Raw genomic sequence first — 15,506 nt, 5'->3', positions numbered from 1 at the left:
TGCAAATATAGCCTAACTTTTTTCGTGACGATGCGGCTACTGATTATTTTGAAATGTAGAGGTTGCGGATCTTGTCGGTGAGCAGGCGGTATATTTCGGTGTAGTCCTCGTTGGTTTCCTGTAAATATTCGAGATGGCGCGCGGTGGTTTTCCAGTCGCCTCGCCGCGCCGGACCGGTCTGGCCGATTGAAGGATCGTCGGAAGCCAGGGCCTTGTAAATAGTGGTTTGAATGAGCGGTTTCAGCAGGTCAAAATTGAGCTGTTCGCGTTCGAGGAGATCGTGGGAGATCGTGAGCATGTAGTTGGTGAAATTGCTTGCAAAGACGGCTGCCACATGCAGAATGAAGCGTTCGTCGGAATCCATGCGGGTGACATTATCGCTCACGCTCGATGCCAGCTGCATCAATTTCCCTTCAATGAGCTCATTTCGCGACTCGATGCAGAACGGGAGCTCGCTGTAATCCATTTCGACGTCCTTTGTAAATGTCTGTAAAGGATAGAACACGCCCGTGTGGACATATACGTCGCTGTAAATCTCCACAAGTTTCTGAAATTCAGCCAGAGAGCGTGTGCCCGACGTATGCACAAGGATTACGCCTTCGGGCAGCACAATGCGCTGGATTACGCTCTCGATAGCGTCATCCGTGACGGCGATTACGATCACTTCGGCTTCACTTTCCGAGAAATTGAGATCGGGCTGGATATTGGTATCATATAAGGAAGAAGCCAGCTGACGCGCTTTCTGCGTGTCGCGGCTATACACCTCGCAAATCCAATGCCCCGCATCCTCAAACGCCTGCGCCAGATGCCAGGCTACATTACCAGCGCCTATGAAGGAGATTTTCAATTATCTATCCAATTTTCAAGCTGGATGCCAGCCAGGTTTGCAAAATCTTTTGTGTTGCGAGTGACTAAGGTAAGGCCGTATCGTAACGCGGTTGAGCCAATCAGCAGATCGAATTCACCGATAATCCGGCCGCTTCTTCTTAATCTTGCCTTTTCTTTGGCATAAATAGAAAAACCAGTAACAGTTGGTAAAGTTTGGGCGGAAAAGGCCAGTTCAAATTTGCGAGCCTTTTTCAGGTTCTCTTGATATCTGGCCGGCGAGCTATTTTCAACACCAAATAAAAGTTCTGCAATGGTGATCTCGGAGATGTAGCAGTTAATACGACCGATTTGACGAACCTTCTTTCTTAAGTCAAAGTCTCCTTTCAAATAGTGTATGCAAATATTGGTATCTAATAGGTATTGACTCATAGTTCAATGTCCCTGGGTGAATCACTACGACTCGAATATATCATTTTTACAAGTTCTTCCCCAGTTTCCTCACTTTCCCAACTGCCGAATAAGCTGTCCAAGAGAGCGTCTTTGTATTCATTGCTCTCCGCAATATCTTCGACTACGATCTTCAATTTTCTGTCACCAAAAATGTCCTGAACCGATTTTATAAAACCGTCATCAAGATCCGACGCATTTACCTGAAATGTTTGTTGCATGGCATTTTCAGTTAGTTATTATGCTAATATAATATTTTGTCTATACATAACCCATTCCAGTGCCTTCAATCCACCACCGGCGCCACCTGCTCCGGCGTGGTAATGCCGCCGGGCAGCTCCATGATGCGCATATTGCGGAAATGGATTTCGGCGCCTTCGGCTTCGAGGCAGATGTAGCCTTTCTTGCGCTCGGAGGCGCGGAGGCCGTTGACGAACTTGCCGTTGACGGACAGTTTGACAGTGCCGTCGACGGCCACCACCACATATTTGTTCCACTCGCCCTTGCCTTTGCAGCGCTTTTCCAGGGATTTGCTGCGGATGCCGCGCGGGTTGTCGGGAATGGCGGTCATGCCCATGGTGGGGAAGAGCTCGCCGTGGACGTAGTCTTCGGTTGCATTGTGCTGCGGGGCATATTCGAGTTCGAGCATTTGTACTTCAATGGCCTTGGTGAGCGGGTCGTGTTCCTGAGGGGTACCTTCGCTCCATATGAATATACCCGAGTTGCCACCGGCTTCCATATGTTTCCACTCTACTTCAAGGATGAAGTTTTCGTATTGCCGATCAGAGCGCATGACGCCAATCGGTTTGCCAGAGCATATTAATGTTCCGTTTTTGACTTTCCAGGTTTCTTTGGAGGTATTCACATCGACCCAGCCGTTCAGGTTCTTACCATTAAAAAGCGGAACGAATGCCAGTTGACCGGTGCTTTGCGCGAGCAAATTGTTGCCGCATAATCCGCAGAGTAGCAATATAACCGCTTGCAAACGGATAACCCGCGATTTCTTTTGGGTATGAGTTATTATTGTAGTATTCATCATCTAACTATGGGTTCAGCCATGAAAATTTTAAAAGGACTCTTGATCATTTTGTTACTGAATGCCACTTCCACACACGCACAATATACTTCCCCGATTGCTGGCGGTGTGGATGTCGGTGCCAGTTTAGGGAGCAACTCGTGGGCACCCTCTATGATGTATCACGAGGAAATAGGTTCGCAGCGGTTACCCTGGTTGCGGATTGGTGTCGGTTTCAGGGCATGGGGGCTCTACGGCGGTAGGGCAAACCTTTACACCGAGCGTATTGCGGGTATCAAGGACTATCTGGAGTACCGGGATGTTTCTGTCAACGGGCTCAGCTTTATCGCAGGTGTGAACGTGAGTTTCTGGAAACTCGATATTGGTGTGAATACCGATCTGATCGGGCTGACTTACGGCTCGAAAAGGCACGCGTATTATGAGAAGAATGTTCCCACAAACGGTACGCCCCATTATAATCAGTGGCTAGCCAGCAAGCCCACGCTCTTCAATGCATTGCCGTTAGCGCTGCGCAGGAACACCGGGCAGTCGGAAGCATTTGTGCGTTTGATGGCAACCCGGAGGGTGGGTGTGAAGCTCGGTTACACTTATACCCGACTTACGTATACTACAAAAAAAAGCGACGGTTTCAACGTTTACCTCGATAACAACCAGCGACATGTGTCCAAACTTTACGGCCTTCCATACGTCGCATTGGCCTTTGGATTAGGCAATTGACAAATGAATTTCACAAACATACTTGTAATTCAATTTGTTAAACTCTATATTTGCACTCCCATTTTGCGATGGACTGTCTTGTTACAGTGTAAATTATTGAAAATCAATTTAATTTTTTGTTAATCGTGGATACGTTAAGCTACAAAACCATCTCGGCGAACAAAAACACAGTAAACAAGGAGTGGATTGTTGTGGATGCTGAAAATGCAGTTCTTGGTCGTCTGGCCAGCGAAGTTGCTAAGATTATCAGAGGCAAACACAAAGCAAGCTACACTCCTCATGTGGATTGTGGTGATAACGTTATCGTTATCAACGCCGATAAGATCAAGTTGACAGGTAAGAAAATGACGGACAAAATTTATGTTCGCCACACAGGTTACCCAGGAGGTCAACGTTTTCAAACTCCTCGCGAGTTGCTCGAAAAACACCCTGAGCGTGTGATCGAGAAAGCCGTAAAAGGCATGCTTCCAAAGAACCGTTTGGGACGTCGTTTATTTACAAACCTGTTTGTTTACGCTGCCGCAGAACACCCGCACAGCGCACAGCAACCAAAGCAAATCCAATTGTAATTCATGGAAGTGATCAACACAATAGGTAGAAGAAAAACAGCCGTTGCTCGTATTTACCTTACACCCGGTAAAGGCGACATTAAAGTAAACGGTCGTGATTACAAAGAATATTTCCCATTTGAAGTACACCAGATCGTGTTGCAACAACCGTTCGCGACAATCTCAGGTGGAAATGGTTACGATATCAAAGTAAACGTAAGAGGCGGTGGAATCTCAGGCCAGGCGGAAGCAATCCGTATGGCGGTTTCACGTGCACTGGTTCAATACAACGGCGAATTCCGTGGCGCATTGAAAAAAGAAGGATTCCTTACCCGTGACCCACGTATGGTTGAGCGTAAGAAATACGGACGCGCTAAGGCACGCAGAAGGTTCCAGTTCTCGAAACGTTAAGAATGGTTCAAAGTTTAGAGTCGATGAGTTCAATGTAAGATTGTCTTTGAACTTTAAACTCATAAACTTTCAACTGAAAATTGTCCAGACGTCGCTTATCGTGCCCGATGCTTCGTGCTGCGTAACAAGTCTAAAATATTTTAAATCAAATTTGGCAATGGCACAAATAGAATATAAAGAACTATTGGATGCAGGTGTCCACTTTGGTCACCTTACCCGCAAGTGGGATCCACGGATGGCTCCGTATATCTTCATGGAGAAGAACGGGATCCACATCATTGACCTGAACAAAACTTTGAGCTGCTTGAACGAAGCGGAAGCTGCGTTGAAACAGATCGTTCGTTCAGGACGTAAGATCATGTTTGTTGCTACTAAAAAACAAGCGCAGGAAATCGTAACGGAAGAGGCAAAACGCCTTAAAATGCCTTACGTGACCGATCGTTGGTTGGGTGGTATGCTGACAAACTTTGGCACGATTCGCAAGTCTTTGAAAAAAATGCAGACTCTCGAGAAGATGCTGAAAGACGAAGCCACGGTTAGCAATATTGCGAAGAGAGAACGCCTGATGCTTACACGTGAAAAGGAGAAACTGGAAAGAGTACTAGGTGGTGTAGCGGACCTTACTCGCCTTCCAGCGGCACTTTTCATCGTTGATGTAAAACGCGAGCACATTGCGGTAGCAGAAGCAAAAAGATTGAACATCCCTATTTTTGCGATCTGCGATACCAACTCAAACCCTGAATTGGTTGACTTCCCTATCCCATCTAACGACGATGCTTACAAAGCAATCTCGTTGATCACGCTGGCGATCGGAAAGGCTATCGAAGAAGGTTTGATGGAACGCAAACAAGACAAAGACGATCAGCGCCTGGTTGAGGAAGAAGAAGCTAAACGCGCAGCTGACAAAGGTGAAGAGGCAGCCCCTCGCGCCGAAGTTGCGGCAGAAGCAGAAGTTGCTGAATCCGACGAAGAGTAAAAAGGGCAATATGGCGTAGTTTTCAAATGACCCGCCATACTTGACATATACGGTAGCCCATAGCCTCTTGCTATGGGCTACGTTTTTTTAAAATTCTCCGAAATGCGATTCCTTAACCAATTGATAATCTCCGGTTAAAGGCCATTTCAATTCAAAACATTAATACAAAATTCTTATCAGATCATGGCAATTACCGCACAAGATGTAAACAAACTCCGCCAAATGACCGGCGCGGGCATGATGGATTGTAAAAAAGCCCTGCAGGAAGCAGATGGCGATTTCGACAAAGCCGTTGATATTCTCCGTAAACAAGGACAGAAAGTTGCTGCAAAACGTGCTGACAACGCTGTATCAGAAGGAACTGTTCTGATCAACATCAGCGCTGACGGTACCAACGGTAAACTGGTTGCTTTGGCTTGCGAAACTGAGCCCGTATCGAACGTGGAAGATTTCAAAAACCTTGCGCAATCTATCCTTGACAAAGCAGTAGCGGATAACATCGCTGACAAAGATGCCCTTCTGGCTGCGACTTTGGCTGACGGCCGTCCTGTGTCTGAGCACATGGTGGAGCTTACAGGTAAACTGGGTGAAAAACTGGAAATCACTGCTTATGAAAACGTTTCTGCGGACAAAGTGGTGCCTTATATCCACTCAAACGGTAAACTGGGCGTGTTGGTAGCATTTGCAGGTGTAAACGGAACGGACGTTTCCGAGCTTGGTAAAGACGTGGCTATGCAGATCGCTGCCATGAAGCCGGTTGCACTTGACAAGGATGGCATCGACGCTGCTACTATCGAGCGCGAAATCGAAGTAGGTAAAGAGCAGGCTCGTGCGGAAGGCAAGCCTGAGGCAATGCTTGAGAAAATCGCTCAGGGTAAATTGCAGAAGTTCTACAAAGACAGCACCCTGTTGAACCAGGAGTTCGTGAAAGATTCTTCACTGACTATCCGCCAGCTGCTTGAGAAAACTTCAAAAGGTTTGACGGTAACATCTTTCAAACGTGTAGCGATCGGCGGATAAGCCTTTTCAGCAATAAATATATTGACAACGCCTGGTATCTAATTTGTATACCAGGCGTTGTTTTTTCATATTTACAGAAAGTTAAATGCAATTTATTTTTCGACACACGCTATCGGCGGCATTTCATCAGGCAGAATGGTTGAAACACGGAGCATTTCCTGTTCGGAGCATAATTCGACAGATGAAGAATTAGTTAGACTCTTCCTCGAATCAAGGGACAATCGTCATTTCCAGAAACTTTACGAGCGTTACGCCGTGAAGGTTTATCAAAAATGCGTCACACTCACCAAAGACGCTACCCGGGCCGAAGACATTATGCACGATGTCTTTCTTAAACTGATCCACAAAATGAGTTCGTTTAAGAGCGGCGCCAAATTCTCCACCTGGCTTTTTACCATCACTCATAACCATTGTATGGATCTCGCACGCGGGAGTAAGCGCAGGGTTATACTGGTGCACGAGGCTGATACGCCTGAATGCCTCGGGAAGGAAGAACTTTGTTTGCAAGGGCTGTTTGAGGAAGAAGTCAATCTGCTAATGTTGAAAGAAGCGCTTGATTTGCTGGGGCTCGAAGATAAGGCGATGATCTATCTGCGTTATCTCGATGATCGGAGTATACGTGACATTGCAAACCTCTTCAAAATCACTGAAAGTGCGGTTAAAATGCGTCTGATGCGGTCGCGCAGGAAGCTTCGCAAATGGTACCATAGATTTTCCGAAGGGGGCAAATTTTTTTGAAAGCGTCAGAAATTGCTTTACTTTGGCCGTAACCTCCTCATTTGTTAGTTGTAAACCGTGGAAATTTAATGAGTATTGTCCCACTAAACACATTGACTATGAGCCAAAAACTCCAACGAACATCCTTTATTGCTTTAACTTTACTCGCACTTCTGACATTCCCGGCCTTTTCCCAAAACAAAGTTGATCTCTCCAATTCGATCAATTCCGGCCGTTTGAAAACCGCTAATGACACTGCCTGGCACAAAATCGAATTTGGTGCTAACCTGAACCAGGGTTCTTTCAGTTCCAACTGGACAGGCGGCGGCGTAAACTCAATTGCGCTGGGTCTTTTCCTGAATGCATTGAACGAGAAAAAAGTAGGTAAGAACTCCTGGCGGAACGACTTCCAGGGACAGTATGGTATCGTCCGTAACAAAGGCCAGCAAAGCCGCAAAAACGTCGACCGGATATTCTTCGATACCAAGTACAACCGCGAATTGACAGCGAAATGGAGCCTTTTCGCCAATGTCAACTTCCTTTCGCAGTTTGGTAACGGTTATGAGTATTCTTCCGAGTCGGATACGGTCAAGTTCAAGAAAAAGGTATCCGGAATACTCGCTCCCGCCTATCTGACCGAGGCGATCGGTATCGAATACCGCCCCGTGCCCTATTTCTTTGTTGATCTCGCGCCGGGCGCACTGCGGCAGACCATCGTGATTGATGAGGATTTGTATGTAAACACGCCTGATCAGAAAAATTATGGCGTGCCCATTGGCAAGAAGGTGCGTACTGAAGCCGCGTTGATCCAGCTCGTAGCCAATTTTGATAAGGATATCGCGAAGGACGTCAACCTGAAATTCCGGTACCTGATGTTCTCGAGCTTCAAGCACCCTTTGAATATAGACAACCGTTTGGACGCCCAGCTGACCGCGAAGATCAACAAGTATGTCAATGTCAATCTAGGTGCTATTATGGTTTACGACGAAGACCAGAGCAACAAGATCCAGTTCGCTCAGGCCCTCAGCATAGGCTTTTTGTTTGCTTTTTAATCTATCAACTAACCTCATCTTGTTATGCTAAAGGAGTTTAAAACTTTCATTGCCCAAGGCAATGTGCTGGATCTCGCTGTCGGTGTCGTCATTGGTGCGGCATTCGGGAAAATCACGACTTCGCTGGTGGAAGACATCCTCAACCCGGTCCTGGGTCTCATCCTCGGCGGTGTGGATTTTACACAACTCAAAGTTGTGCTGAAAGAAGCTGTCGGCGAAACCCCGGAAGTAGCGATCCGGTATGGAAACTTTATCCAGACCCTCATTCAATTCCTGCTCATCGCCTGGGTGATATTCCTGATCGTAAAAGCGGCCAATCGGTTGAAATTATCGCAATCATTGAAGAAAGAGTAGAAGTAGTTTAGAGATCATAAATAGTAATCGAGAGGCATATTTCCTGTGCCTCTTTTTTTATCTGCGTTATTGGGAGGGCAGTAAAAGAAGTTTTCGGCAAAAGATTTACCTTCGTGGTTATTGCAGATTGTTCAACGTTTTAATTCGATTCTTGTGCAAAAAAAAGTGACGATTCTGGGTGGCGGAGAAAGCGGCGCCGGCGCCGCGATTCTTGCGAAATCCAAAGGTTTTGAAGTTTTTTTATCGGATAAGGGCCAGTTGCATCAGAGGTACGCGGACATTCTGAACAGTGAGAATATTCCATTTGAACAAGGACAGCATTCGGAGGAGCGTATCCTCGAAAGCGACCTCGTGGTGAAAAGCCCGGGGATTCCCGATAAAGTGCCTTTGATCGTCGCATTGAAGGAAAGGGGCGTTCCTGTTATCTCCGAAATAGAGTTCGCCTCGCGTTATACGGACGCGAAACTCATCGCGATCACAGGTAGTAACGGCAAGACGACCACCACATTATTGACATATCATTTGCTAAAAACCGCAGGCCTGAACGTAGGTCTCGCCGGCAATATCGGCGACAGTTTCGCGTGGGCCGTTGCCGAAAAGCATTTTGATTATTATGTATTGGAAATCAGTAGCTTCCAACTTGATAATATCGTCAATTTCCATCCTTATATTTCTCTCCTCCTGAATATCACTCCCGATCACCTTGATCGTTATGGGTATGATTTCCAGAACTATGTCAATTCCAAGTTTAACATTATCCGTAACCAGACGGCCTCGGATCATTTCATTTATTATAAAGAGAGTGAAGTGATTCAAAAGGAGCTTGAAAAGCGAAACCCGATGGTTGGTAGGGTCGAGATTTCGTTGGAAAATGCATTGGAATCGGGCTCGTACCTTCAAGACGCACAGTTGATTTCGCATATCAATGGCCATGCATTTGAGCAGGCATTCAGTGAGCTGCCGATCAAAGGCCCGCATAATGCGATTAATGCGCTGGCGGCGATTTCGGTGGCGCAGTTGCTGGGCATCGAGGCGGAAAAGATCCGCGAAGGCCTGAAATCGTTCACCAACGCGCCTCACCGTTTGGAACAGGTAGAAGTGATTGGCGGAGTGACGTATATTAACGATTCAAAGGCTACCAACGTGGATTCGGTTTTCTATGCATTGGGTAGTTTCGATAAACCTGTAATCCTGATTGCCGGTGGCGTGGATAAAGGGAATGATTATTCACAAATTGAAGAACTGGTAAAGAATAAAGTAAAGGGGCTGATCGTGCTGGGGAAGGACCCGGCGAAACTTGAAAACTATTTTTCAGGTAAAGTCCCGCAAATATATGCAACCGAGGACGTCCAAGACGCTGTCAACAAAGGACGGGAGTGGGGCGTGCCGGGGGATATCGTTCTGCTTTCGCCCGCCTGCGCGAGTTTTGACCTGTTCAAAAATTACGAGGACCGGGGCGATCAATTTAAAGCTGCCGTCAGAAATCTTATTCAGTGACCATTCCTGACTATAATTGACAATAAACTCACTAGCTGCCAAACGATATGGATTTCCTGAACAAAACAAGGGAAGATACCCAGGCGTGGTTTAGCAAAAACCTCAAAGGCGATCCCTGGATCTGGGGTATATGCATTATCATGCTGATGTGGAGCATTGTGGTGGTGTACAGTGCTTCGGTGAAGGACGCTTACAGCCAGATGGATGGTAACACTGAATATTACCTCTACAAACATGCATTGCTGTGCGTGCTTTCGCTTGCAGTGATGTACTTCGTGCATCGTGTGCCCTACATCAAATTTGTATATGTGACGCGCCTCGCCGTTTGGAGCTCCATCCTGCTTTTGATATTCACGATGTTTTTCGGGAGATCGGTGAACGACGCTGCCCGCTGGATCGAGATCCCGGTGATTGGCCAGCGTTTCCAGCCCTCGGAATGGGCCAAGGTGGCATTGGTAGCGCATTTGTCGCTGATATTGGCGAGGCATATCAAAGGCGGCTGGAATACCCGTGAACTTTTTATGGAACCACTCGCGCTCGTGGGCGTTGTGTGCGGACTGATTTTCGTGAGTAATGTATCGACCGCCGTGATGCTGGCCGGTATTTGCTTTTTGCTGATGTTCGTCGGCAAAGTTCCGCTGCATTACCTCGCATTTACGGCGCTAGGTTTGGTATTCTTCGCGACCATCGCCATTCTGTTGAACTCCACACAAAGGTCAGGAACGGCGCAGAGCCGGATTTCTACTTTTTTTGATAAAGATGTCGTAGTCTATCAATCCCAGCAATCCTATATGGCCATGGCCCGCGGCGGGTTGTACGGGGAAGGGGTTTCAAAAAGTCGCCAGCGCCGTTTCCTTCCCGAGCCTCAGAAGGACTTTATCTTCGCGGTCGCGGTGGAAGAATATGGCACGTTGGGCGGCACGGCGTTGATTATTCTTTACCTGATCCTCTTGTACCGGGGTCTCAAAGCGATCGAAGCGACTAAGCGGCCATTTGGCGGGTTACTGTCGGCCGGGCTTACATTCATTGTAGTGAGCCAGGCGTTTTCGGCGATGGCCGTAACGGTCGGGCTGGTGCCGGTGACGGGACAGACGCTGCCGTTTTTTAGTCAGGGAGGAACGTCGCTGCTTTTCACGGGCATTGCAATGGGCATGATCCTCAGCGTGAGCCGGGGCGAAATCGTGGAGGAAAAACGCATTTAACATGGCAAAAAGAATCATTATCAGCGGAGGCGGTACAGGCGGGCATATTTACCCGGCCATTGCCATTGCCCATGCATTGCAGCACCGGGAACCGGATACGGAAATCCTGTTTGTAGGTGCATTGGGTAAAATGGAAATGGAAAAGGTGCCCCGCGCTGGTTATAAAATCGTGGGGCTCCCCATTGCGGGGATTAAAAGAAGTCTTTCGCTGGAAAACCTTACACTTCCATTTAAAATGCTTCGAAGCCTGATGAAGGCCCGGGAAGTGATCAAAGATTTCAAGCCCGATGTCGCAGTTGGTGTAGGCGGTTTTGCCAGTGGGCCATTGCTGATGATGGCATCCATGGCCGGCATCCCGACTTTAATCCAGGAACAAAATTCTTACGCGGGCATTACCAACAAACTGCTGGCGAAGCGAGCATCGAAAATATGTGTGGCCTATCCGGGCATGGAGGTATTTTTTCCAAAAGAGAAAATTATGATGTTAGGTAATCCCGTCAGGAGCGATATTACTTATGTGCATTTAAAACGCTCCGCTGCTTTGGAGCATTTTGAATTGAATGAGGGCGCTAAAACACTATTTGTAATGGGTGGTAGCCTCGGCGCGCGTTCAATCAATGAGAGTATTGCCGAAGGTTTGGGAAGGTTAGTGGAGGCCGGGTATCAGGTATTGTGGCAAACCGGGAAGAATGATATCGACAAGGCCAGAGCCGCTGTCGAAAAGTTGGGAACCGACCAGGTGAAGGCATTTGACTTTATATACACGATGGACCTGGCATATGCTGTGGCCGACGTGGTAGTGTCACGCGCCGGTGCATTGTCAGTGTCGGAATTGTGCCTCGCCGCGAAGCCTGCCATTCTCGTGCCGTTCCCGTATGCTTCGGAAGACCATCAGACCAAGAATGCGATGAACCTCGTCGATAGTAATGCGGCCATTCTTGTCAAAGACTCGGAAGCACGCGAGAAGCTGGTGGATCAGGCATTGGCATTGCTCGACGATGTGGGCCGCCAGCGTGAATTGCAAACCAATATCAACAAACTGGCCCGCCCGAGCGCGGCCGACGACATTGCCGCGGAAGTATTTAATTTGATTCAGTAACCCTAGATTTGAATATGATGTCATCCTCTGTGACAAATTGGAAATATATCTATTTTGTAGGAATAGGCGGGATTGGCATGAGTGCGCTGGCCCGCTGGTTCAAGGCCAATGGCTTTGAAGTAGCCGGATATGACAAAACCATGACCACCCTGGTCGGCAAGCTCATCGAAGAAGGCATTTCGGTAACGCTTGAAGATGATATCGCGACCATTCCGGCAGCATTCGTCGCCGATCCACAGCAGACGCTCGTCGTTTACACACCGGCCGTACCTGTGCAGCACAAGCAAATGCTTTATTTCAGGGACGAGAATTTCCTGATCCTGAAACGCTCACAGGTTTTAGGCATTTTAACCAAAAACCTGAGAACGATCGGCGTCGCGGGTACGCACGGGAAAACGACCACGTCCTCGCTCGTAGCGCATATCCTGCGCCACGCACATGTGAACAGCACGGCGTTTTTGGGAGGTATTACACAAAACTATGGCACTAACTTGCTCCTGAACGAGCCTACCGATAGGCTGGAAGAAGTTTTCTGTGTAGTAGAAGCCGACGAGTTCGACCGCTCTTTCCTCACGTTGTTTCCCGAGATCGCGATCGTAACCTCTACCGACGCCGACCACCTCGACATTTACGGCAAGCACGAAGCCGTCCTCGAATCTTTCCGCGATTATGTGAGCCAGATTGACGAGAATGGCGCATTGTTCATGCGGGAGGGTTTGGAAATTGCGGATAGCTGCAAGGCGCAGGTATTTACCTATTCCTTAAATAGCGGGCCATACCATTCGGAGAATATCCGCATCGAAAATGCGCGGTTCGTGTTCGACCTGGTCTATCCCGGCGGCGTAATCGAAGGCATTGCGATGAAAATCCCGGGCTACCATAACATCGAAAATTCTATCGCAGCGAGTGCAGTGGCACTATATATAGGCGTGGAGCCGGCGAAGATTAAGGAAGCGCTGGAAAGTTACGGGGGTGTAAAGCGCCGTTTCGAATACCAGGTGGAGGAAGAAGGGAATGTATATATCGACGACTATGCACATCACCCGACGGAAATCGAGGCATTTCTATCATCCGTAAAAGGGTTGTACCCGGGTCGACACGTGACGGCGATCTTCCAGCCGCACCTGTTCACCCGCACGCGCGACTTTGCCGATGGTTTCGCAGAAAGTTTGTCATTGGCCGACCGGCTTTTATTGCTCGATATTTATCCTGCACGCGAGTTGCCCATCGACGGTGTCAATTCTGAAATGATCCTGGACAAAGTCACCTCGAATGATAAACAACTGGTTGCAAAAGAAGAAGTTTTACAACTTTTAAAAGAATTAAATACGGATATTGTAGTCACAATAGGCGCCGGGGACATCGATACTTTGGTGGGCCCGATACGCGATTTACTGCAAAATCCAGTTGCGAATAATTAGTCAAAGCATTTTTAATATTACTAAGATGTTACGTAAATTTGACTATTCATGGACTTTGTTGAAGCGTAGTTTGTGGCTTATTCTGCCTATTGCCGGCATCGGTATGGCGGAAAGCAAGCTGGGTCAACAGCGTTGTACAAATCTCGTAATATCAATCCAGGGCGATTCGGGTACAAGATTCCTGAACCAAATGGATGTACAAATGCTGCTGACTGAGAACGGTGGTGATCCGCTGATCGGTGCCAGGCTTAGTGATGTGGCCCTGCACGATCTGGAAAACCGTGTCAGCCGCAATAAATTGATCAAGAAATGTCAGGTTTTTCGTGACCTCAGGGGTAATATAGTAGTCGAAGTAGAGCAGGAAAAGCCGCTTGCGCGCTGGATTAACACTTCGGATAATGGGGAAATACGGAACACATCGGGATACTATATCAACCACGAGGGCGTTTTTTTTCCTCTATCAGAAAGTTATTCAGCAAGAACGTTACTGGTTTCAGGAGCGTATTTCCAGAACCCTCAAAAGCTGAGGTCCGAAAAGGGCGCTCAGGTTTTGGAGTTATTGCGTTTTCTGAACACTGATCCGTTCTGGAAGGCGCAAGTCACACAAATGAATGTAGATAAGGATGGTGAGATAGGCCTTATGACATTGCTGGGCGATCAGCGGATCGAGCTGGGAATGGCGGAGGATTTCGAGTCCAAGTTCAAAAAGCTGCGCATCTTTTATGATAAGGTGTTAAGCAAGGATTGGGGCCGGTATAAAAGAATTAGTGTTAAGTTTCAAGATCAAATAGTTTGTGAATAATAATTCACCATCAGCATGGCACACGATAAGATTGTAGTTGGGGTAGATATTGGAAGTACCAAAATAACGGTGGTGGCTGCGCAAGGCTCAGCGACACGCCGGAACAATATCGAGATTCTGGGCTTCAGCGAAGTCCCTGTGCCGTCAGGAGCAGTAGTAAACGGCTCTGTTGAAAACATTAAACAGGTTGGCAGCGCGATCAGGGAAGCACTGGCGGAAGCCGGTTCAAGATCGGATCTCGATATTGGAATAGTGAATGTGAGCTTCGGCGGTACACATGTAAAAGTGAGCGCGCAAAGCGATGGCGTGATCCGTCCGTCGGCGTCGTCGGGCGAGGAAGTGACACAGCGGGATGTAGACCAGCTGGTCGATGATATGTACCGCGCGAAAATCGAACCGAACTTCGATGTGCTGCATGTGTTGCCAATGGACTTCACGGTCGATAACTCGACGGGCGTACGCGAGCCGGTGGGCCGCACGGGCATTAAACTGGGGGGGAACTTCCTGGTAGTTTCTGCCAACAGCCAGTCGGTATTGCGCACGAAGAAAAGCCTTGCGGAGGCCGACCAGGCATTGAAATGCGACAAGCTGGTACTGGCGCCATTGGCGACCAGCCTGGCCGTGCTTACGGACAATGAAATGAAAGCCGGCATCGCGATGGTGGACATAGGCGACCATACCACAGACTTGATCATTTACCATGACCGCATTGTGCGTCATATTGCGTCGTTCCCAATCGGCGGGCGGCACATTACATCCGATCTCGAAGTTGGCTGCGGTATTCAGTTCGAGAATGCAGAGCATTTGAAGAAAGAATACGGCGTAGCAGTTTCTGCAGACGTTCCTTTGAATGTCGAGATCCTGATCAACTACCTCGCAGGCCGCCAACCCAAGCCGGTTTTAAAAAAGAATGTAGCACTGATCATCGAAGAGCGTTTGAAAGAAATCGCGGCGATGGTTTATGCGGAGATCATCAAGTCGGGTTATGCCGACAGACTGATCGGTGGACTCGTCCTTACCGGCGGCTCGGCGAACATTCCGGAGATCGAAGCCTTGTTCGAAAGGGTTACCGATATGTCAGTACGCGTGGGCTATCCCGAAAACCTGGATCGCACGGCGAAAGCCGACGCGGTAAGCAACGCATCATTCAATACCGCCATCGGACTGGCCTGGGCGGGGTTAAAATCGGTAGACCCGCGGGTGAAGTCGGTTTGCAAGCCTGCATCGGCATTCAATACGGGTAATGTGGTGCAGAAAGAACCTGTGAAGGAAGTGAAAGAGCAGCCTAAGCGCAATGGAACGTTTTGGGACAACATTACAGGTATTATCGGAAAGAAAGACGAAAGTCTGGGAGACTATTAACAGCTATTATTACGCAT

18 protein-coding genes are annotated in these 15,506 nt (G+C 48.0%); 14 read left to right on the top strand and 4 right to left on the bottom strand.

Annotated elements, in window-relative coordinates; genetic code table 11:
• Positions 1-43 precede the first annotated feature (43 nt).
• From AC2YIT_RS26520 to AC2YIT_RS26505, 4 genes are all read right to left on the bottom strand, one after another.
• Positions 44-847: a Rossmann-like and DUF2520 domain-containing protein gene (locus tag AC2YIT_RS26520; protein ID WP_430850057.1), complete on the bottom strand. Its 804-nt coding sequence runs from the start codon at positions 845-847 to the stop codon at positions 44-46.
• Positions 844-1,257: a type II toxin-antitoxin system VapC family toxin gene (locus AC2YIT_RS26515; protein ID WP_430850055.1), complete on the bottom strand. Its 414-nt coding sequence runs from the start codon at positions 1,255-1,257 to the stop codon at positions 844-846. Before AC2YIT_RS26515 ends, AC2YIT_RS26520 begins: the two co-directional genes overlap by 4 nt.
• Positions 1,254-1,496 carry a hypothetical protein gene (locus tag AC2YIT_RS26510; protein WP_430850053.1) on the bottom strand — a complete coding sequence of 81 codons (243 nt, stop codon included), beginning with the start codon at positions 1,494-1,496 and terminating at the stop codon, positions 1,254-1,256. Before AC2YIT_RS26510 ends, AC2YIT_RS26515 begins: the two co-directional genes overlap by 4 nt.
• 65 nt (positions 1,497-1,561) lie before the next feature.
• Positions 1,562-2,314 (bottom strand): 3-keto-disaccharide hydrolase, encoded by a 753-nt coding sequence (locus tag AC2YIT_RS26505; RefSeq protein WP_487281202.1) that lies wholly within the window; start codon positions 2,312-2,314, stop codon positions 1,562-1,564.
• Positions 2,315-2,332: 18 nt separating this feature from the next.
• On the opposite strand from AC2YIT_RS26505, the gene AC2YIT_RS26500 reads away from it, so the two are divergent.
• From AC2YIT_RS26500 to ftsA, 14 genes are all read left to right on the top strand, one after another.
• The gene (locus AC2YIT_RS26500; RefSeq protein WP_487281201.1) at positions 2,333-3,028 is read left to right on the top strand and encodes a hypothetical protein; all 696 of its coding nucleotides are present in this window, start codon (positions 2,333-2,335) and stop codon (positions 3,026-3,028) included.
• Between the two features lie 125 nt (positions 3,029-3,153).
• Positions 3,154-3,597, top strand: coding sequence for a 50S ribosomal protein L13 (gene rplM / locus AC2YIT_RS26495; RefSeq protein ID WP_487281200.1), 444 nt, complete (start codon positions 3,154-3,156; stop codon positions 3,595-3,597).
• Between the two features lie 3 nt (positions 3,598-3,600).
• The gene (gene rpsI / locus AC2YIT_RS26490; protein ID WP_015812950.1) at positions 3,601-3,987 is read left to right on the top strand and encodes a 30S ribosomal protein S9; all 387 of its coding nucleotides are present in this window, start codon (positions 3,601-3,603) and stop codon (positions 3,985-3,987) included.
• Positions 3,988-4,144: 157 nt separating this feature from the next.
• Positions 4,145-4,963, top strand: coding sequence for a 30S ribosomal protein S2 (gene rpsB / locus AC2YIT_RS26485; protein WP_090382083.1), 819 nt, complete (start codon positions 4,145-4,147; stop codon positions 4,961-4,963).
• Between the two features lie 183 nt (positions 4,964-5,146).
• The gene (tsf, locus tag AC2YIT_RS26480) at positions 5,147-5,983 is read left to right on the top strand and encodes a translation elongation factor Ts (RefSeq protein WP_487281199.1); all 837 of its coding nucleotides are present in this window, start codon (positions 5,147-5,149) and stop codon (positions 5,981-5,983) included.
• Between the two features lie 135 nt (positions 5,984-6,118).
• Positions 6,119-6,721, top strand: a complete 603-nt coding sequence (locus AC2YIT_RS26475) for an RNA polymerase sigma factor (protein ID WP_487281198.1) — start codon at positions 6,119-6,121, stop codon at positions 6,719-6,721.
• 98 nt (positions 6,722-6,819) lie between these two features.
• Positions 6,820-7,752 (top strand): DUF3078 domain-containing protein, encoded by a 933-nt coding sequence (locus AC2YIT_RS26470; protein ID WP_430850042.1) that lies wholly within the window; start codon positions 6,820-6,822, stop codon positions 7,750-7,752.
• A 24-nt stretch (positions 7,753-7,776) separates the two neighbouring features.
• Complete coding sequence (gene mscL, locus AC2YIT_RS26465) at positions 7,777-8,106, top strand: large-conductance mechanosensitive channel protein MscL (RefSeq protein ID WP_487281197.1); 330 nt, start codon at positions 7,777-7,779, stop codon at positions 8,104-8,106.
• Positions 8,107-8,259: 153 nt separating this feature from the next.
• The gene (murD, locus tag AC2YIT_RS26460; RefSeq protein WP_487281196.1) at positions 8,260-9,603 is read left to right on the top strand and encodes a UDP-N-acetylmuramoyl-L-alanine--D-glutamate ligase; all 1,344 of its coding nucleotides are present in this window, start codon (positions 8,260-8,262) and stop codon (positions 9,601-9,603) included.
• Positions 9,604-9,650: 47 nt separating this feature from the next.
• Complete coding sequence (locus AC2YIT_RS26455; protein ID WP_430850037.1) at positions 9,651-10,805, top strand: FtsW/RodA/SpoVE family cell cycle protein; 1,155 nt, start codon at positions 9,651-9,653, stop codon at positions 10,803-10,805.
• 1 nt (position 10,806) lies between these two features.
• Positions 10,807-11,904 (top strand): undecaprenyldiphospho-muramoylpentapeptide beta-N-acetylglucosaminyltransferase, encoded by a 1,098-nt coding sequence (gene murG / locus AC2YIT_RS26450; RefSeq protein WP_487281195.1) that lies wholly within the window; start codon positions 10,807-10,809, stop codon positions 11,902-11,904.
• A 17-nt stretch (positions 11,905-11,921) separates the two neighbouring features.
• Complete coding sequence (murC, locus tag AC2YIT_RS26445; protein WP_430850253.1) at positions 11,922-13,325, top strand: UDP-N-acetylmuramate--L-alanine ligase; 1,404 nt, start codon at positions 11,922-11,924, stop codon at positions 13,323-13,325.
• Between the two features lie 25 nt (positions 13,326-13,350).
• A complete protein-coding gene (locus tag AC2YIT_RS26440) occupies positions 13,351-14,127 on the top strand; it encodes a cell division protein FtsQ/DivIB (protein ID WP_430850033.1) in 777 nt (258 codons plus the stop codon).
• Between the two features lie 15 nt (positions 14,128-14,142).
• A complete protein-coding gene (ftsA, locus tag AC2YIT_RS26435; RefSeq protein WP_487281194.1) occupies positions 14,143-15,489 on the top strand; it encodes a cell division protein FtsA in 1,347 nt (448 codons plus the stop codon).
• Positions 15,490-15,506: the final 17 nt, after the last annotated feature.

This window comes from Dyadobacter sp. SRI_021, assembly GCF_057586235.1.
Note: the sequence above shows the minus strand (reverse complement) of the source record. Positions and strands in the feature narration are given on the sequence as shown.